Source organism: Neobacillus sp. DY30 (assembly GCF_030123065.1).
GTDB lineage: Bacteria > Bacillota > Bacilli > Bacillales > Cytobacillaceae > Neobacillus.
This window is the reverse complement of the sequence record NZ_CP126093.1, coordinates 4,752,231-4,771,651: the sequence shown is the minus strand read 5'-3', so window position 1 is coordinate 4,771,651 and position 19,421 is coordinate 4,752,231. Positions and strand designations below refer to the sequence as shown.

The window sequence follows — 19,421 nt, the reverse complement described above, 5'->3', positions numbered from 1 at the left end:
TAAATTCTATTATAAAAATATGAATGACTATTCATTCATATTTTTTCTTTTTTAAATTACAAATTTACTTTCTTCGGGAGGAGGGAGAATTAGTATGAAAAAAAATAAACCGAAATACATGCAAATCATTGATGCTGCCGTAATAGCGATTGCAGAAGTAGGTTATCATCAGGCACAGGTTTCGAAAATCGCAAAGCAGGCGGGAGTCGCTGATGGTACCATTTATCTTTATTTTAAAAACAAAGAAGACATTCTCATCTCACTCTTTGAAGAAAAAATGGGAAGCTTTATCGAAAAAATAGATGAAATGATAGCAGGAAAACAGACCGCGGCGGAGAAGTTATTAATGATGATAGAAGCTCATTTTAAAAACCTTTCTGATGATCATCACATGGCTATCGTAACCCAGCTTGAATTACGACAATCCAATAAAGAATTGCGTTTACGTATAAACAATGTTCTAAAAGGCTATTTAAAAGTGATTGATAAAATCATCATCGAAGGAATAGAAACGGGAGAGTTTTCAAGCGACCTCGATGTCCGTCTTGCCAGACAAATGATTTTCGGCACGATGGATGAGACCGTTACAACCTGGGTTTTAAATGAGGAGAAATACGATTTAGTTGCACTTGCTAAGCCTGTTCATCAGCTGCTGGTCAAGGCCTGCAGTAGGCAGTAATACTCTTGTGCAAGAGGAGGAGGGATATTATTGGAGTACTTAAAATGGTCTAATCAAGATTCAATCGCGACGATCACCATCGAGCGTCCACCGGCAAATGCCCTCTCGCAAGGACTATTAAGAGAACTGTCGGCTGTTCTAGACGAAATTGAACCAAATCGTGACATTAAGGTGATTGTTATTCATGGGGAAGGGCGATTTTTCTCAGCGGGGGCAGATATTAAAGAATTCACAACCGTTTTTACTACAGAAGGCTTTGCGAATATTGGAAAGTACGGCCAGAATTTGTTTGAACGGATGGAGAAATTCCCTAAACCGATCATTGCAGCTGTTCATGGGGCTGCACTTGGCGGCGGTTTAGAGCTTGCCATGGCCTGTCATATCCGGTTAGTGGGGGAAAACACGAAACTGGGTCTTCCAGAACTTCAGCTCGGATTAATTCCAGGGTATGCTGGTACACAAAGACTGCCTAAATATGTTGGTACAGCACGGGCAGCCGAAATGCTGCTTACCTCTGAACCCATCACTGGATTGGAAGCGGTTCAATTCGGTTTGGCAAACCATGCGTATCCGGAAAATGAGGTTTTGGAGCAGGCATTAAAAATGGCGGGAAAGATTGCTAAGAAAAGCACAGGTTCTTTAAAAGCAACGATCCAATTATTAAATTATGCAAAAACCGACGAGTTTTATGAAGGCTGTAAAAAGGAAGTAGAGCTATTTGGTGAAATATTTGGAACTTCTGATGCGAAGGAAGGAATTCAGGCCTTTATTGAAAAAAGAGAGCCGCATTTTAAAGGTGAATAACTTCTCTTCTTATAGTAGTTACCAATAAATTTTTTTTTGCTATAAATATTCTTAATCTTTGAAACAGAAAAAATGTTTTGCATTATAGGAGGGAAACCATGAATATTTATGTACTTTTAAAAAGAACGTTCGATACTGAAGAAAAGATTACCATTTCCGGCGGAAAAATCAATGAAGATGGTGCAGAATTTATCATCAACCCTTACGATGAATATGCCGTTGAGGAAGCTATCCAAGTCCGCGATGCAAATGGCGGTGAGGTTACTGTTATCTCAGTAGGTACTGAAGAATCTGAAAAGCAATTACGTACAGCCCTTGCGATGGGTGCGGACAAAGCAGTGTTAATTAATACTGAAGACGATGTGGAAAATGGCGATCAATTCACGACAGCTAAAATACTTGCTGAATACTTAAAGGATAAACAAGCTGATCTTATTTTAGGTGGAAATGTAGCCATTGACGGCGGTTCTGGCCAGGTAGGTCCGCGTGTCGCTGAATTATTGAATATTCCATATGTAACGACTATTACAAAGCTTGAAATTGATGGAACAAATGTAACGGTTACACGTGATGTAGAGGGTGATTCTGAAGTAATTGAAACGAGCCTGCCGTTACTAGTGACAGCTCAACAAGGGTTAAACGAGCCTCGTTATCCATCTTTACCAGGAATTATGAAGGCAAAGAAAAAACCGCTTGATGACCTAGAATTAGATGATTTAGATCTAGAAGAAGATGATGTTGCAGCAAAAACAAAAACGATTGAAATTTACCTGCCAGCTAAAAAGGAAGCGGGCAAAGTTTTATCTGGTGAATTAAATGATCAGGTAAAGGAACTCGTTCACCTTCTTCATACAGAAGCAAAAGTTGTTTAATCGTTATTATGCGTAAATTTTCAGAATCTGTTTAGCAAAAATTGATTTGCAGGAGGTAAAGGGATGACTAGAAAAGTATTGGTATTAGGGGAAACACGTGACGGTTCTTTACGTAATGTTACATTCGAAGCAATTGCTGCAGGAAAAACAGTAGCAGAAGGCGGAGAAGTTGTAGGTGTTTTAATCGGACAAAATGTTAGCGCTTTATCGACAGAGTTAGTTCAATATGGTGCTGACCGCGTTGTAGTGGTTGAAGATGAAAAGTTGAATCAATATACATCTGACGGTTTTGCTCAAGCCTTATTAGCAGTGCTAGAACAAGAAAAACCAGGAGGGCTTGTTTTAGGCCATACATCACTAGGAAAAGACCTTTCGCCAAGAATTGCCGCTAAATTATCCTCTGGATTAATTTCTGATGCCACAGCAGTGGAAGTTGCCGGTGGAAATGTTGTCTTTACGAGACCTATCTACTCAGGTAAGGCGTTTGAAAAGAAAATTGTAACGGACGGGTTAATTTTTGCAACAGTAAGACCAAATAATATCGCACCACTTGCCAAAGATGAAAGCAGAACAGGTGAGGTGGCTTCTTTATCCGTTGAGATCAAAGATCTTCGTGCGATTATTAAAGAAGTGGTCAGAAAAGCAAGTGAAGGTGTAGATTTAAGTGAAGCAAAAGTTGTCATCTCAGGCGGGCGCGGGGTTAAGAGTGCGGAAGGCTTTGAACCGCTTAAAGAGTTAGCGAACGTACTTGGCGGCGCAGTTGGTGCTTCACGTGGTGCATGTGATGCTGACTATTGTGATTACTCTCTGCAAATTGGGCAAACAGGTAAAGTAGTAACGCCTGACTTATATATCGCTTGCGGTATTTCTGGAGCAATTCAGCACTTAGCAGGTATGTCTAACTCTAAAGTAATCGTTGCGATCAATAAAGATCCAGAGGCAAATATCTTTAAAGTAGCAGACTACGGTATTGTTGGCGACCTATTTGAAGTTGTGCCGCTTTTAACGGAAGAGTTTAAAAAATTGAAAGTTCACTCATAATATCATGGCGAGCAGTGAAAACTGTTCGCCTTATTACATATAATTAGTGAGAATACAAAAAGTATTTTAGGGTATATTACATCCGAGACAGATTATTAGCATGATGGTTTAAACAATGCTATACTTTCGATAGAAATTAGTAATTATTTAGGAGGCATAAACAAATGGCTATTTCAAACGTAACAGATGCAAATTTCTCTGCTGAAACAGGCTCTGGTCTAGTTCTTGCAGATTTCTGGGCTCCATGGTGTGGACCTTGTAAAATGATCGCTCCAGTTCTTGAAGAACTTGATTCAGAAATGGGCGACAAAGTGAAAATCGTTAAATTAGATGTAGACGATAACCAAGAAACTGCTGCTAAATACGGCGTTATGAGTATCCCTACATTACTTGTTTTCAAAAACGGCGAAGTAGTTGACAAAGTAGTCGGCTTTCAGCCAAAAGACGCTTTAGCAGGTGTATTAGAAAAGCACGTATAAGCTTATTTTACTAGGGATCTCCAAGTAACTATAAACCAGGTATAAGACACTTTTTATCAGTGTCTTATACCTGGTTTTTTTTATGTCATGCTAAAATTTTGGCTGAGTGAAGAAGATAAGTAAAAATAGTGCACATTATAGTCAGAATCGTGTATCAGTCAAAGGACGCCTATCTATTAAAGTGTAAATATAAAATAAAAGGAGGTACCATTAGTGGAAAATAAAGTCATCGAAACGGGTGTACCTGTAAATAATGTACACAAAAAAATATTTTGGACAGACCGGAGAAGAGAAGGTTTATTTGGGTGGCTGTTCCTATTACCAGAAATTATTGGAATTTTGTTACTATATTTATTTCCACTTATATTTTCACTTGTTCTCAGCTTTTCTGAATGGAATTTAGTTGGAGGCTTGTCATCAATACACTTTGCTGGATTTGATAATTTCCTAAAATTATTTCAAGATGAAAAAGTTATTATGGCATTAAAAAATAATTTTTTATTCACCATTTTCACTGTTCCGATTGGAATGTTTCTTGCGATTATATTAGCCGTCATTATTCATACAAAAGTCTACATGTCAAGTTACTTTAAAATTGCGTTTTTTATTCCTTATATTTCATCGATTATTGCAATTGGTGCTGTATGGAGTGCACTATTCCATCCGTCCCTTGGCCCTATTAACCAATTTTTAGCTGGATTAGGGATCGAGAATCCACCAATGTGGTTAGCAAGTCCGAAGACTTCTTTAATTTCAATTATCATTATTACGATTTGGGCGGGAATTGGTTATCAAATCATTATCTACCTTTCTTCATTATCAAGTATTCCTGAAGAATTATATGAAGCTGCTAGTATCGATGGCGCCTCACAACTGCAGCAATTCTTTAAAATTACACTTCCATTGCTTGGACCAACAAATGTCTTTTTATTTATCACATTATTGATTGGTTCGTTTAAGGTATTTGATTTAATTGCCTTCTTAACCCAAGGTGGGCCAAATAACTCTTCAACCGTAATCGTTTTCCGTATCTATGAAGAAGGTTTTCAACAATTCAATATGGGATATGCATCTGCGATTTCATGGTTACTGTTTATAATAGTAGGAATGATTACATTAATTAGCTGGAAACTGCAAAAACGATTTGTACATTATTGATGGAAGGGGAATTAAAATGAAAAAAAAGCTTGATTTTAGTAAGATCTTATTCACAATTGGTATGTTAGTATTATCATTCTTTTTCCTCGTTCCATTAATTTGGATGATGTCGGCAGCATTTAAATTTGAAAAAGATGTAATGGTATTTCCTATTCAGTGGATTCCGAAAGATTGGAATCTTGTTGAAAACTTTAAAGCAGTTTGGATGGCTGAAATTCCTTTTTATAAGTTTTATTTTAACTCTATAAAACTAGCTGCCATACAAACATTGTCGACACTAATTTTTTCTTCCATGGCTGCGTTTGCCTTTAGTAAGCTACAGTTTAAAGGCAGGGATTTCGTTTTTGCACTTGTTCTTAGTTTCATGATTATACCGGAACAAGCGACATTGGTACCAAGGTTTCTTTTGATAAAATGGCTTGGACTTTATAATACACATGAAGGTCTAATCTTGATGGGGTTATTCTCAATCTACTTTACCTTTTTAATGAGGCAATACATGCTCGGAATTTCTAATGAATATATTGAAGCAGCAAAATTAGATGGTGCAGGATACTTTACGATTTATTGGAAATTAATAATGCCGTTATGTAAGCCAATTTTAGCAACAGCAGGTATTATTAAGTTTATTTGGATTTGGAATGACTATCAGGGTCCACTTATTTTCTTAATTAATAAAGAACTTTATCCTATTACTCTAGGACTGCAATTATTTAAGGACGACTATGCGGATAACTTTGCGGTTCTGATGATGGCTTCATTATCTGCTATTGTTCCACTTGTTATTATCTTTATCATTATGCAAAAGCAAGTGATTAAAGGGATTGCTCTTGGCGGTGTAAAAGGTTAAGAAGTGAGAATGAAACTAGTAAAAAAAGTGCACAAACTGTATCAAATTGTGCACGTAAAGTAAAAAGAGCAGGAAGTATAATTTGAAATGTAAACGGTTTAATTATAAAAGAGGGGGATCCAAATGAGATTAAAAAAGAAAGCCACTTTAGCTTTAAGTACCGCATTTCTAGCAATGTCTCTATCGGCATGTTCAGGCAGTTCAGAGTCAAGTTCAAGTACGGGAGAAAAAAACAAAGACGAAAAAGTAACCATTAAGTATTACAACTGGGATAATGAGTTAATGCAGGCGTCAACGGACAAATATATTGAACAGTTTGAAAAAGAAAACCCCAATATTGATGTGGAACATGTTTCACTTGTCCCAGGGAATTCTCTTGAAACGCTAAAAAAGCTAGATGTACTAATGGCGTCAGGTGAATCAATTGATGTCTTTATGACTCCACACATTGATGCGATTTACCAACGAGCGGCGCAAGGTGTAGTTGCACCACTTGATGACCTATATAAAGAAAATAAGTTAAATCCAGAAGAAGAATATTATGTTAATCCTAAGTATAAAGGAAAGTATTATGGAATTTTAAACAATATTTCTACCAATTTTGTCCTACTTAATAAGAAAGCTTTAGATGAAGCGGGCCTTGACGTCCCTAAAGCAGGTTGGACATGGGATGAATTTAGTGAATATGCTAAAAAATTAACAAAGGGTGAAGGCACTGAAAAACAATATGGGGCATACTTCCATAATTGGGGATTATATGCGAATCCAATTGCTCAAGTCCACCTTAAGCATCCATTTATGACCGAAGATGGTAAAACCAATTTCACTGATCCTTCCTATGAATATTTCTTTAACTTAAGACGTCAAATGGAGAAAACGGATAAATCTATTAAACCTTACGCGGATGTTATCGGAGCGAAATTAAACTACCGGACCGAATATTTTAATGGCGACGCAGCCATGCTTCTAACTGGTACATGGATGATTGCAGATACCGGTAATACTCAACAGTTTCCGCATGAATTCAAAACCGCTTTTGCACCAGTACCAGTTCAGTCAAAAGGTGATAAAAACGAAATTTTCATGGGCGGTAATTATTTAGCAATTGGTGAAAGTTCTAAAAATAAAGAAGCTGCATTTAAATTTGCCCGCTTTATTTCTACTAACTTAACGGACGCAAGAACAGAGTTACCAGGTTGGAAAAAAGGAGATGCAAAACCATTAGTTGAAAAATGGATTGCAGATAAAGAAGAATATTATGATGTAGCATCACTAATGTCTACTTTATTCGACAGTACGGAGGCTTTACCAGCATCTGATGTTTCCATCACATATGCTGCAGAATTAGATAAAATTTTAGGCGATGGATTTAGCCAGTTCATCCTTGAAGATAAATCGGCAAAAGAAGTTCAAAAGTGGATGGCTGATGAAGCAAATAAAGTAATAAAAGAAAACGAAAAATAAAACTATTTATAAAGACGCCTCAGCTGAGGGGTCTTTTGTTCCATCTAAAAAACTAGATTTTGAAGTTAATAATGTCTGTATGAAATTTATAACGATCTTTGTAGTAAAATAATAATTGTAATCGTTGAAAACGCAATCTAAAAAAGGGTGGCAGGAATGATATGAACAAATTAAGCTATTATCAAAAAATACAGTCATCATTTATTATATTAATCTTGCTCCCAGTATTGGTAATTGCAGTATTGTCTTATAAAACAACAAAGGATAATGTAATAGAAAAAATTGAACTATCCAATCGTTCTGTATTGAATTTAGTCTCCAAAGATATCACAAAAATAGTCGATGATTTAAATTATGTTACTCATTTTTATGTGAAAAACGATGAAACCATTCGAAATCTTAGTGATTTTAGCGATACCGAGAAAATAGAGAGGTATCGGGACTATGATAACTATCAGAAGGTTGTCACTTCCTTTGACTATATATCCATTAAAATGTTAAATTCGGATATTCATATGTTTTTAGTTAATAATAAAGAGTTTATCGTTCCTTACTCAGATGGTATCTCTGGTAAAATCGCGTCTTTAACAGTTTTGAAAGAACATTGGAATCGGTTGCAAGACCGTATTGATGTTAATCAGACCAGTCATTTACAATCATTGGGTTCGGTTAATTATATGAATGAAGATGCAGACTCTTATTACTACTTTAGTCGTGTTATAAAAGATCCCCAAAATGGTGCACCTTTAGCGACGTTAAATATAGGCATCTCGAATGGATATTTTAAACGATTATTTCAATCGGCCAAGACTGGTAAACTTGCATTATTTGATGAGAATGGAAAGTTGATTGAAGGGGACCCTGCAATATCTTATCAAGGCGGAGAATCGAGAAGCGGAGAAATTCGTGACGAAATTCACATTCCGATATCAAAATGGAAGCTCATCCATGAGACCTCGGATGAAGAAGTAACAGGACAAATTACCAAAAACTTTTTACTAAGTTCAATTTTAATTGCTGTTTTCTTTTTTATCTTTTTGTTCATTTCACTATTAATTGCTAGAAGACTTAATCGTCCTATTCAGAGACTGTCTTTTGTTGCTACTCAGTTTGGTCAAGGAAAACACGATGTCCGGTACATCCCTGATGGCAGAGATGAAATCAACGAATTGGGTAATACCATTAATCATATGTTAGATGAAATAAAAGGGTTAATTGAAAAGATTGAAAAAGAACAAGAAGAAAAAAGGACCATAGAACTTCAAGCATTATTCGCTCAAATACGGCCGCATTTTTTGATTAATACCTTAAATTCTATCAAATGCAGTTTATTTATAAATAATGATAATGAGCATGCTGAAAAAATAAACGCCTTAATGAGTTTATTAAGAGCTTATATGAAAATAGATGAACCATCTACAATTGAAAGTGAATGCAAACTGTTATTTTATTATATAGAAATCATGAGGATGAGAACAGAAGTGAATGTAGAATTGAAAGTTGAAGTGGAGGATCAAGTGAAAGGTAGTAGCTTACCGAAATTATTACTTCAACCTTTTATAGAAAATGCCATTGTTCATGGATTTTCTGAAAAAACAGCTGGAGAAATAACCATCCGAGCCAAAAAAGTGGATCAATCGATTTCTATAATGATAAGTGATAATGGAAAAGGGATGAGTGAACTTCAACTTATAGAGTTAAACCGAATGTTAAAGATTGACGCTGAAGAAACATCTTATAATCGAGTAGGGTTAATGAATATTGCTAAGAGACTAAAGCTTTATTATGGTTCCAATACAGATATTGAACTTCAGCAAAATGAAAAGGGCGGTATATCGATTGTTATTCAAATTCCGTTTGGAACAGGTAAGGAAGGTGAAAAATAGATGATTAATATTATGCTGGTTGATGATGATGTACCAATGATTAAATATCTTCAACAACTAATCAATTGGGAGGAACATGGTTTAAACGTAGTAGGTACATCCTTTTCAAGTGTAAAAGCCTTGGAGATGTTTAAACAGTATAAACCTGATTTGGTGATTTCAGATATTGGATTACCACAAATGAATGGTCTTGAACTTGCTGCGGAACTTAAACAAATCAAACCAGATGTTAGAATGATTTTTTTAACCTGCCATGAGGATTTCCATTATGCACAAAAAGCCATTCAGCTAAATGCCGATAGTTACTTGATTAAGGATGAGTTAACGAAAGAGCAGCTTGAAGAAAGCTTGAAGAATTCGATTAATAAAATGATAGAAACGTCTGTTAGTGTAGAAGATTTATCCTATAAGGAGATACTCAACCGGAACATTGAAATACTGAAACATTCGTTATTCGACCGTCTTATAAAAAGAGATGAGCCGGAAATGCTAATCCAGTTTGCAAAAAAACTTGATATTAGTTGGCAATATCCCTCGTTTATTATAGGAACAGGCCACTTATCAATATCAACGTTTATGGAAAAGTATTCCTATCAAGATCTGTCCGTAATTAAATACGGATTTTATAATATCGCTAGTGATATCGCGAAAAAATATCATGGTATGACATTTTTTAATGAGGAAGAATCGATTGTTTTTGTTTATAATTATCGTCAAAATATAAAATTTGATCATCATCAGTACCTTCAATCTTTATTATTGGAGATACAGCAGAAAATAATTGAATTGTTAGGTCTGGAGATTTCTTTTATCTATGGCCGTCAATCGTATGATATAAAAAATGTTGGTTTTGTTTTCAAACCGATGATTCACAATCGCTATCGATTTTTTTATAATACTGTACCGATTTTGATTTGGGATAAGGAGACGAAACAAAGCGCTTTTTGCCCGATCAGTCGTCTTCTAGACAAAGAGATGGGTGAACTAGTTATCGCTGTAAAAGAAAAAGACAGTAAAAAAGTAAAAGAGATAATAAAAGTTATCACCCAAACCTCAACGGAAAAGAATTTTGATCCTGAAGAATTGAAGAAGGTTTTAGCACGGAGAATCCGATTAATTGAATTACAATATATTGAATCCGGAAATGAAGAGTTTTATTCGTTTCTTGAGGAATGCTCTAGACTAAGTGATGTAGTAAATCTTGTAGAAAACAAGCTTACACAGCTTATTCATTTGAATGGAAAATTGGACGGAGCCAGCGCTAGAGAGCCAAAGTTACAGGAGATTGATGAGTACATCGTTCAGAATCTCTCTAAAAATGTTACCTCTACAGATATGGCTGCTCATTTATATTTAAATCCAAGTTACTTCTCCCGTTATTTTAAACGATTGACGGGCGAAAACTTTACCGATTATGTTCATCGTTTTAAAATCGGTGTCGCCGTAAAAATACTTGAACAAACAGGAGAATCAGTAGAAGAGGTTGCCTTAAAATGCGGCTATTCAGATCGAACCTACTTTTCAAAAGTATTTAAAAAGTATACGAAGATGACACCGAGGGAATATCGGGCAAGGATACATTATTAATATATTAAAACAGGCAACTCCCTTTAGGAAGTTGCCTGTTTTTTCTGCCAGGATTAACCAAGTGGAATATGCTTGCGGGTGTTAAGTAAAATTTATGAGAGGTGCCTCATCTTGTAGCTTATCAGTCCAAAGGTTTATTATTTAGGCTGAACTCTGCTGTTATACTTTGACCCATTGCCCCTTTAACATCAATCAGCAGCTTGGTTTTAGCTGGACTGATTTTCTGTATTTGAATTCTAGGGTCTACAAAGATAGAAGACTTAATATTATAATCTAATTCTATCTCGATGAAATCCTGCTTATGAGTAGGGTCACTTACCGCTATTTCAATCATTTTACCTGGTATTTCCTTGAACATGACTGATGCTTTCTGATAGCTAGTAAGTTTATCAATGGTTATTTTTTCATTTTCCCAAAAGTTAACACCCATGATATTTAATTTCTTTTCTTTTACAGCCTGAACTTTTTCATTATTAGCTAAAATCTTAATGTCTGGATTCTCTGAGTATTTCGCTGTCTCTTCTTTTGATTTGTTTGGCAGTATTACGTAGGAGTAGCTTCCATTACTAGGATTTACCCCGTGATTGATGCTCATTTTCATATAGTTTCTTGTGATCAATTGTTCGGAGCCAGTTGTATTAATGTCTTTCCAAGAGCCGGTTCGAGCTTCTCTTTGGAATTTTACTTCAGTTTTTTCTGGGAAGTAATAACCAATATCGCTTCCTTTTGCATTTCCACTTAAATGTGACCAGTTAACGCCTATTTTTTCTTCCGTCCAGCCAAGGTTAGATGACATTTTTTGATGATCTACATACAGTGCATTATTTCCACTGTCTAGTAACTTTCTATTTTCGACAATCGTTTCAATTGGACGTCCGTCATTACTCTGAATACCCGATCCAAGTGCAATGATTTCATTATCGAACATAAACCATGATTTTTTCCCTTTTAAGGTCACTCCGTAAATACTTTGATCTAGGAACATTCCATTTGTTCCATATAGCCCTTCGATTGTACTGCCGCCAACCCAGGATTGAGGGGAAGTCTTTCCTGTACCTGCGCCTACTGGCAGTTGTTTTGTTGCATCAACCGTAGTACCTGGCAAACGATAGGAATCAACGGTCGGCCAGAAATCACCGCTATATTGCTGTAAATCATTATTGTATAAGTAGGTCATGCCTGAACCAGTATAAAACCCTTTTGTGTTTTCACCATTCATATTTCCTTCATAGGCACCAATCCGGTTAGAGTACATACTAATTCCAAAAACATATCCCGGTCTTCTATGGACGACCCTGTCCATATTCGCAAAGTTATAGTGGCCGATCAGTTCTCCTCTTGGCTGAATACTAGAATCATTTATAATCTTATTTGCCATGGTAATGACAGGAATACGACTGAAGCGTTCAATCATGTTTACGGAATCATTGGAAGATATCCAATATTTCACCATGCTTTCAAACTTTGACTTATACTCCTTCGGTGCAAATTCCATATACTGAATGATTCTCTCCATTGCCCCTACGCCATGGCCGATATCTTGGACATTACCTCTTGAGATGGCACGGCCATTTACCATATCCATCATTAGTCCGCGATAAATAACCGGTTGAAATGCATTCAAAATCATGTCGTATATATTATTTAAATCTTCTTCATTTAATGTGAACGAACTATTGTCCAACAAATAAATCATATCTACCATAGATCCTAACAATACGACACCATATGTTCCTGTATAGGCGATATTGCTATGATCGACAAATGATCCATCGGAATAGAGCCCGTTCCCCGTCCCTGATTTTTTTATTTCAATCATGGGGAAATGATCCCGGCCGGAAATAACTCTTGCTTTTTCTTTCGAAATAATCCCTTGAACCGCTGCGACCTTTGTTAAATCAACGAGATTTGCCCCTGTTGCTTCGACGATCCAGGTTGCTCCGCCTACTCCATAATAATGGGTTGGTCTTGGAACATAAGTTTTGATGGAATTCATATATTCGACTAATTGTTCATCGCTTAAATATTCATATAATACGGCTGTAATATCATTGAGAAGTTGTGGCGAACCAATTTGCCAATCCCACCAATTGTTATAGTGGTTACCGTTATAACGGTTTTCGACCATCCAATCCAATGACTTGATGATATCTTTTAAAAGGTCCGGATTACCTTGCAGTTCGGAACCTTCCGTGGCATAGGCACTTGTTAAGGTCTTTAAATTTCTAAAACTGGTTGTTACATCTGCAGAATTTGTATTACTGGACGCATTCTCCCAGATGTATTTCCTATCTGCACTTTTATTCATGTTCGCCCATAGTACTTTGGCGTCTTCTGACAGTTTGTCAATTTTTTGTTTTATCAGAGGGTTAGCTAAATCAATATAGGTATTCTGAATAATATAGTTCGCCCATTTCTTTCTCATCTGATCGTATTCGTCTTCTTCATACTGATCTACTACAATAGCAGTGAAGGCTTGATGGTTTCCGTCCACTGTTGTTGCAGTGATGACTGCATTTCCCGGCTGCAAAGCCTGGATTACTCCACCATTGACCTTTACAATGTTTTCATTTGACGAACTCCAGACTACCTGATGGTTGCTTGCATAAGAGGGTGATATGGTTGGAGTTAAAATTGTCCCTTTTCCCTCATTTAAACGAACCTGACTGTGATTTAAAGAGATTCCTTTCACAGGGATATCTCCCTCAAAGATTGTAACGGTAGATGTGGCATTAATGCTTGGATCGTTCTTGGAACTAACCGAAATTATAACATCACCACCGGAAAGGCCAGTAACCTTTCCATTCTCCACACTTGCTACCGCTTCATTACTTGAGGACCATTCAAGATCTTGGAAGGTTGCATTCTTAGGATTAAGGGTATAGCTTAATTCAGCAGTAGCCCCCTTAGGAATGGCGAGAGATTCAGGGGCCAGGGTAATACTTTCGAGCGAAACAACTTCAGGTTTCATGCTCAAAGAATCAACCCAAATGGTTCCTGTTGAGCCATTACCTGCTGATACTTGTCCCGTAATAAGAATCACTCTGACATGATTCGTATCACTCCGTGTCGTGATGGAGCCGGATAAGTTCACCCAATCCGATTCCCCGCTGTGATTTTTAATAAATGCAAGGTCATTTCTTGCCAAAACGGTACTATCTTTTAATTGTTCTACCCGAAGAGTAACTGCGTTTTTCGAGCTATGTGGTGTTTGAATATCCTTTGTTTTGACTTTTGCATTAAAATGATAAATACTGTTTGGATTTACAGGGATGGAATTATAATATTGGAAAAAACCTACGGTCTTATTTAGATCAATTTGAACCATATTTTTTTCCTGGTCTTGGATGAGTTTTGCTTGCGGATTCGCTCCTCCTGAGTTTGTCCAATTACGCAAATCCCAATTGACTGGCTTTTGTCCATTTTCCCACATATAAGCAAACGTCCCTGCATCTTCACTGTCGTCAAACTCATTATTTATTAAAAGTTCGCCAAGGCTGACATCGGAATCTAGACTAGAAAATGTTTCACTGTTTGCTATGGCAGCGTTTTCAATAAGTGGTATAGATAATGGTACGATTAAACAGATAACCAATACTAAATTTAATATTTTCCTCATTACTCCCTCTCCTCGAAAAAAATTAATGCTGCTCTCAACATTTTTCAATGTAACATCCAGTTTTTTTATCTTCCTCCTTCGCAAAAAGCTTTGGTACTAAAAGAAAATAAAATTTCATGATCCCCTCCTAGTAACCGGTTAATAACTAATGTTAGTACTTAATCTAGCAACATGTGGATGAAAATTTTTACCCATAAGAGAAGAATTTTGACAGATTCTTTAGAACACCAAACATGTTGGTAAGAGCTTAATGACATTTCAAGGTAAAAATTGTGCACATTTTTCTGTAAATCAGACATATTTCCTTCGTCCTTTTTCTTTTAGACTAAATACATGGCTAGTAGAAATAGTTTAGGAATAGATTAAGGCTGAGAGGTTAGGAGAATGTTTTCATGTGGAAATTAGCGATTGAAGATGCAGTTAAAAAAACAAGAAAGAATATTGAACATTTCGGTGAGTTATTCCCGCACGTCAGCGTGAATGGTAAATATGAATTGAACAATAATGACGACTGGACCGATGGTTTTTGGTCAGGCTTATTATGGCTCTGTTACGAATATTCCAAGGATCCTGTTTTTAAAGAAAAGGCTATACAAACAGTCGATAGCTTTCAAAATCGCCTAAATAAAAATATTGTTTTGAATCATCATGACATCGGTTTTTTGTATTCGCTTTCTTCTAAAGCCCAATGGATGATTGAAAAAAACGAGTCAGCGAGAGAACTAACTTTGCAGGCTGCAGAGAAGTTGCTTAGCCGTTGGCGTGAGAAAGGTCAGTATCTGCAGGCGTGGGGGCTAAAAAACGATGAAATAGAAGGCGGAAGAATCATTATTGATTGTCTTCTTAATCTCCCGATTCTCTATTGGGCGAGTGAACAGACAGGAGATCCTAAATATCTGGATGTTGCTGAAGCTCAAGCGGAAAAAAGCAGGCGCTATCTTGTTCGCGGTGATGATAGTTCTTATCATACATTTTTCTTTAACCAAGGAACAGGTGAGCCTATCGGTGGAGCAACCCACCAAGGATATACAAATGGGTCGACATGGACACGTGGCCAGGCTTGGGGAATCTATGGATTTGCCCTTTCCTATCACTCTACAAAAAAGTTAGCTTATTTAGAAACAGCAAAAAGAATGGCGAAATATTTTATAGAACATTTACCAGAAGATTATGTTCCCTATTGGGACTTTTGTGCGCCAATTAATGAAAATACACCTCGTGATAGTTCGGCAGCATCCATTGCTGTGTGTGGTCTTCTCGAAATAATCCGTCATTTAAAGGAAGACGATCCTGACCGAGCATATTTTGAAGTGGCGATTCAAAGCATGATGAAATCACTTGTAGAAAAATATTCAACGATTAATGAAGCAGATGCGGAAGGTCTCCTAAAGCATGGTTCCTATCATGTTCGGGGTAATCTTGCAATCGATGATTATATGATTTGGGGAGATTACTTTTATCTGGAGGCTTTAATGCGTTTAGAGAAAAAACATAAAGGTTACTGGTATGAGTAATTAGACGATTACAATGGTAAAGATCCAAAGTTACCTTATATGTTAAACCGTCATTCGTACTAATCTCATAAATAATACAATAAAAGATTTAGCTGAAAAGAGGAGCGATGATGATGGAAACGAAGGGTATGCTTTCAGGGATTTATCGAGTCTCAGAGAAAGTCATGCTGATTGCTTATACAAACATTTTATGGATCATATTTTCATTTCTCGGCTTACTTTTAGTGGGCCTCATGCCCGCAACGGCTGCTATGTTTGCCGTCATGAGAAAGCTTATTATGGAAGAGGAAGATGTACCGATTTTTAGCTTGTTTTGGAAGAAATATAAGGAAGAATTTGTGAAAGCAAATCTCTACGGATACCTATTATTACTTGGTATTGCTGTTTTTTTACTGGATCTTATATTATTTCAATCCTTAGATGGATGGCCATTTATCTTTCTGTCAGTTCTATCTGCCGGGTTACTGCTTGTATCTTTAGCCGTTGTCCTATATTTCATCCCACTTTATGTACATTATGACCTATCATTCACTCAATATATAAAAACAGCATTCTTATTAATTTTTACACACCCAATCCATACAGTCATCATGTTTATTTCCGGTGTGGTCATCGGATTCATCTTATTGCTGCTTCCTGGATCAATATTTTTCTTTAGTGGTAGCTTGTATTGTTTTATTGTAACCAAAACAGCTTTGAAGGTATTTGCTCAGGTAGAAGAACAAAAAAAGGTATTAGGAGGGGAGAGCCAGTATGGCCAGTATTCAATTTGATAAAAATAGCTGGATTATTGATGGGAATCGGGTTTTCATCAAGTCAGCAGCGGTTCACTATTTCCGCCTGCCTCGTGCAGAGTGGGATGAACTGCTGGATAAAGTAAAAAAAGCGGGCTGTAATTGTATTGAAACTTATATTCCTTGGAATTGGCATGAAGAGGCGGAAGGTGTATGGGATTTTGCAAACGATAAAGATTTGGGAACTTTCCTAAAGAAATGTGAAGAAAGAAATTTGTATGTCATTCTGCGGCCAGGACCATACATTTGTGCGGAATGGGATTTCGGTGGTCTGCCATGGTGGCTGAGTTCCAAGGAGAACATGAAATACCGCTGTTATCATGAACCATTTTTACACTATGTAGATCGGTATTTTGACGAGTTAGTACCGCGGATCCTTCCTCATTTGATCACGAATGCAGGTACAGTCATTATGGTTCAAGTTGAAAATGAGTTTCAAGCACTTGGAAAACCTGATAAAAAGTATATGGAATATTTACGAGACGGACTCATTACAAGAGGAATAAATGTTCCATTAGTAACTTGTTATGGCGGTGTTGAAGGTGCGGTTGAGTTTCGGAACTTTTGGTCTCATACAGAGGAACATGCAAAAATATTAGATGAAAGATTTGAAGGTCAGCCAAAAGGAGTTCTTGAATTTTGGGTCGGTTGGTTTGAACAATGGGGCGGGCCTAGAGCAAACCAAAAGACAGCAGGTATGTTAGAAAAAACGTTATATGAATTGCTGCGGGAAGGTTTTACAGCTATCAATTATTATATGTTTTTCGGTGGTACCAATTTTGACCATTGGGGAGGCCGTACGATCGGTGAACATACATTTATGATTACATCCTATGATTATGATGCACCTCTAACGGAGTACTTGCAGGAAACAGCGAAGTATCAGGCAATAAAAAGAGTTCATAGCTTTATTGATTGGGTCGAACCGATATTAACAAATCCCTTGAATAGTGATGAGTGTACTGCACTGCCTGACGGGCTGCAATGTAAAATAGTACAGAGTAAAGCTGGAAGTATAATGTTTCTTGCTAATTCGAAAATGGAGCGTGCAATTCAAAAACTTTATAGCCCAGAGGAACAACATGAACTTAGTATTACAATTGAGCCAGATGGAATTTTACCTGTCGTAAAGAATATAAAAGCAGGAAGATTAGCGGGCAAAACAGTGAAGATTTCAGCACTAACTGCATACTCAACAGGTTTTTCAAATAATATTGGTACTGTTTACCATGAAACTGGGCAGAAATCCTCACTAGTTTTACAAGTAAAAGATGTTGATGAACTTTCGATTTCCTGCCCCTATCCGCAGCGTTACGAAAAGCTAGACAGTGGGAAATTGCAATTTACATTATTTCATGGGTCAAAACCGCAGGTTATTTCCATTATGGATGGTAAGAATGAGTGTTTTGAAATCGTCGTGAATGATCGAAAGACGGTGGAGGAGAATGACAAAATCTTTGCTGATAAAGGGGAGGTTACATTTGCATTAACAGATTGGTACCAGGCCTCAGAAAAAATCGATGAGTCTTTAGGAAGGGAATCAGTTACACCGCTGGACTTTAGTTCATTTGGACAATGGAGTGGGTATTTATCGTATACGGCACAGTTTGAATCGAACGAAACCGGTCAAAAAACGTTAATTTTCCCAAGGATTGAAGATCCAGTAAGAGTATTCCTTAACAATCAATATATCGGACTTGTGAATGATTTGGGGGCAGCTTCTATCGAGATTCCTGTTGAAAAAGGCAATAACAGCATCCGCTTCTTGGTTCAAAATATGGGTCGTTACAATTTCACACAAGCTTTGGGGGAACCGAAGGGAATAAGTGAGTCACCTAGTCTTGATGGAATTGTTGTAGACTTATTAAATGGCTGGAAAGTGGAGGGAATCGGTAAATCACATTCATTAAGAAGTATTCCGGAAATAGAGGGAAGAATTTCGTTTATGAAGGAATTTGTCAATGATCAAGGCTTCGATAAAGCCATCCTTGTTGGAGAGGGACTTCAAAGATTGCGCTTGAATGATGGTGCGCCAGTCATGCTCATATCGAACGAAACTGCTTGGAATCGTTTCGATGCACCATATGGCGTGGCTGATATAGGTCATCTCTTAAATGATGGCTTTAATGAATTTGAATTTGACGGGCAAGGGCTCAAAGGAATTTCGAAATTAAAGCTTTATTTATATAAGGAAGCAAATCAGATTAATCATTGGAAAATGCAAAGCGCTGCTCTTTTAACTGAACCGAAAAAATGGCAAAGGATTAATCAATTAAGTAATGACAAGGTGGAACCATGTTGGTATAAAACCACTTTTACAACAACATTGCAATCTACAGATGATGTAAAAGTGAAAATACGTCTAGATGGGTTATCGAAAGGGACTTTCTGGGTGAATGGTTTTTGTTTAGGCCGATATTGGCAAATAGGACCTCAAGAAGAATATAAAATACCGGCAAGTATCTTAAAAGAGGAAAATGAATTAATCATTTTTGATGAAGAAGGACGTTCACCGCTGCAAATAAAAATAAATACGTTATAATCAATTATTTTCTTTCTATATTAACTTCATCTGAAAAACCGGATTTTTTCCGGTTTTTTTTATTTACCAAATACCAACGCTTTAATTTATGGCTAATTTGCTATAAAATTTTAAGATAGATAAAGACGGAGA

14 protein-coding genes are annotated in these 19,421 nt (G+C 36.8%); 13 read left to right on the top strand and 1 reads right to left on the bottom strand.

The annotated features are described in order from the left end of the window. Positions 1-94 precede the first annotated feature (94 nt). The 10 genes from QNH29_RS23600 (at position 95) to QNH29_RS23555 (ending at position 10,820) form a co-directional block, all read left to right on the top strand. A complete protein-coding gene (locus QNH29_RS23600; RefSeq protein WP_283861729.1) occupies positions 95-679 on the top strand; it encodes a fatty acid metabolism transcriptional regulator FadR in 585 nt (194 codons plus the stop codon). A gap of 30 nt (positions 680-709) precedes the next feature. After that, positions 710-1,483: an enoyl-CoA hydratase gene (locus QNH29_RS23595; RefSeq protein ID WP_283861728.1), complete on the top strand. Its 774-nt coding sequence runs from the start codon at positions 710-712 to the stop codon at positions 1,481-1,483. Between the two features lie 98 nt (positions 1,484-1,581). Beyond that, a complete protein-coding gene (locus QNH29_RS23590) occupies positions 1,582-2,355 on the top strand; it encodes an electron transfer flavoprotein subunit beta/FixA family protein (protein ID WP_283861727.1) in 774 nt (257 codons plus the stop codon). Positions 2,356-2,418: 63 nt separating this feature from the next. Then, positions 2,419-3,396, top strand: a complete 978-nt coding sequence (locus QNH29_RS23585; RefSeq protein WP_283861726.1) for an electron transfer flavoprotein subunit alpha/FixB family protein — start codon at positions 2,419-2,421, stop codon at positions 3,394-3,396. Between the two features lie 164 nt (positions 3,397-3,560). Continuing rightward, entirely contained in the window at positions 3,561-3,875 is a 315-nt protein-coding gene (trxA, locus tag QNH29_RS23580; RefSeq protein ID WP_283861725.1) for a thioredoxin, read from the top strand. A 213-nt stretch (positions 3,876-4,088) separates the two neighbouring features. Then, positions 4,089-5,033 (top strand): carbohydrate ABC transporter permease, encoded by a 945-nt coding sequence (locus QNH29_RS23575; protein ID WP_283861724.1) that lies wholly within the window; start codon positions 4,089-4,091, stop codon positions 5,031-5,033. 16 nt (positions 5,034-5,049) lie between these two features. Beyond that, on the top strand, positions 5,050-5,883 hold the full coding sequence (locus tag QNH29_RS23570) for a carbohydrate ABC transporter permease (RefSeq protein WP_283861723.1): 834 nt from the start codon (positions 5,050-5,052) through the stop codon (positions 5,881-5,883). 123 nt (positions 5,884-6,006) lie between these two features. After that, positions 6,007-7,347: an ABC transporter substrate-binding protein gene (locus QNH29_RS23565; protein WP_283861722.1), complete on the top strand. Its 1,341-nt coding sequence runs from the start codon at positions 6,007-6,009 to the stop codon at positions 7,345-7,347. 161 nt (positions 7,348-7,508) lie between these two features. Beyond that, on the top strand, positions 7,509-9,233 hold the full coding sequence (locus tag QNH29_RS23560) for a sensor histidine kinase (protein ID WP_283861721.1): 1,725 nt from the start codon (positions 7,509-7,511) through the stop codon (positions 9,231-9,233). Continuing rightward, the gene (locus QNH29_RS23555) at positions 9,234-10,820 is read left to right on the top strand and encodes a response regulator transcription factor (protein ID WP_283861720.1); all 1,587 of its coding nucleotides are present in this window, start codon (positions 9,234-9,236) and stop codon (positions 10,818-10,820) included. Between the two features lie 121 nt (positions 10,821-10,941). Here the strand turns inward: QNH29_RS23555 and QNH29_RS23550 are convergent, their stop codons facing one another. Further along, positions 10,942-14,439 (bottom strand): polysaccharide lyase family 8 super-sandwich domain-containing protein, encoded by a 3,498-nt coding sequence (locus QNH29_RS23550; RefSeq protein WP_283861719.1) that lies wholly within the window; start codon positions 14,437-14,439, stop codon positions 10,942-10,944. A 392-nt stretch (positions 14,440-14,831) separates the two neighbouring features. On the opposite strand from QNH29_RS23550, the gene QNH29_RS23545 reads away from it, so the two are divergent. The 3 genes from QNH29_RS23545 to QNH29_RS23535 all read left to right on the top strand — a co-directional run bounded on the left by QNH29_RS23545 (position 14,832) and on the right by QNH29_RS23535 (position 19,289). Further along, complete coding sequence (locus QNH29_RS23545; protein WP_283861718.1) at positions 14,832-15,953, top strand: glycoside hydrolase family 88 protein; 1,122 nt, start codon at positions 14,832-14,834, stop codon at positions 15,951-15,953. Between the two features lie 107 nt (positions 15,954-16,060). Beyond that, positions 16,061-16,726 (top strand): YesL family protein, encoded by a 666-nt coding sequence (locus QNH29_RS23540; protein WP_283861717.1) that lies wholly within the window; start codon positions 16,061-16,063, stop codon positions 16,724-16,726. After that, positions 16,707-19,289, top strand: a complete 2,583-nt coding sequence (locus QNH29_RS23535) for a beta-galactosidase (RefSeq protein ID WP_283861716.1) — start codon at positions 16,707-16,709, stop codon at positions 19,287-19,289. Before QNH29_RS23540 ends, QNH29_RS23535 begins: the two co-directional genes overlap by 20 nt. Positions 19,290-19,421 lie beyond the last annotated feature (132 nt).

Bases quoted from the DNA above. Each gene is read 5' to 3' on its own strand.
- QNH29_RS23545 (WP_283861718.1), top strand. From the start codon at position 14,832: ATGTGGAAATTAGCGATTGAAGATGCAGTTAAAAAAACAAGAAAGAAT.
- QNH29_RS23565 (WP_283861722.1), top strand. From the start codon at position 6,007: ATGAGATTAAAAAAGAAAGCCACTTTAGCTTTAAGTACCGCATTTCTA.
- QNH29_RS23560 (WP_283861721.1), top strand. From the start codon at position 7,509: ATGAACAAATTAAGCTATTATCAAAAAATACAGTCATCATTTATTATA.
- QNH29_RS23535 (WP_283861716.1), top strand. From the start codon at position 16,707: ATGGCCAGTATTCAATTTGATAAAAATAGCTGGATTATTGATGGGAAT.
- QNH29_RS23570 (WP_283861723.1), top strand. From the start codon at position 5,050: ATGAAAAAAAAGCTTGATTTTAGTAAGATCTTATTCACAATTGGTATG.
- QNH29_RS23550 (WP_283861719.1), bottom strand. From the start codon at position 14,439: ATGAGGAAAATATTAAATTTAGTATTGGTTATCTGTTTAATCGTACCA.
- trxA (WP_283861725.1), top strand. From the start codon at position 3,561: ATGGCTATTTCAAACGTAACAGATGCAAATTTCTCTGCTGAAACAGGC.
- QNH29_RS23585 (WP_283861726.1), top strand. From the start codon at position 2,419: ATGACTAGAAAAGTATTGGTATTAGGGGAAACACGTGACGGTTCTTTA.
- QNH29_RS23590 (WP_283861727.1), top strand. From the start codon at position 1,582: ATGAATATTTATGTACTTTTAAAAAGAACGTTCGATACTGAAGAAAAG.
- QNH29_RS23555 (WP_283861720.1), top strand. From the start codon at position 9,234: ATGATTAATATTATGCTGGTTGATGATGATGTACCAATGATTAAATAT.
- QNH29_RS23600 (WP_283861729.1), top strand. From the start codon at position 95: ATGAAAAAAAATAAACCGAAATACATGCAAATCATTGATGCTGCCGTA.
- QNH29_RS23540 (WP_283861717.1), top strand. From the start codon at position 16,061: ATGATGATGGAAACGAAGGGTATGCTTTCAGGGATTTATCGAGTCTCA.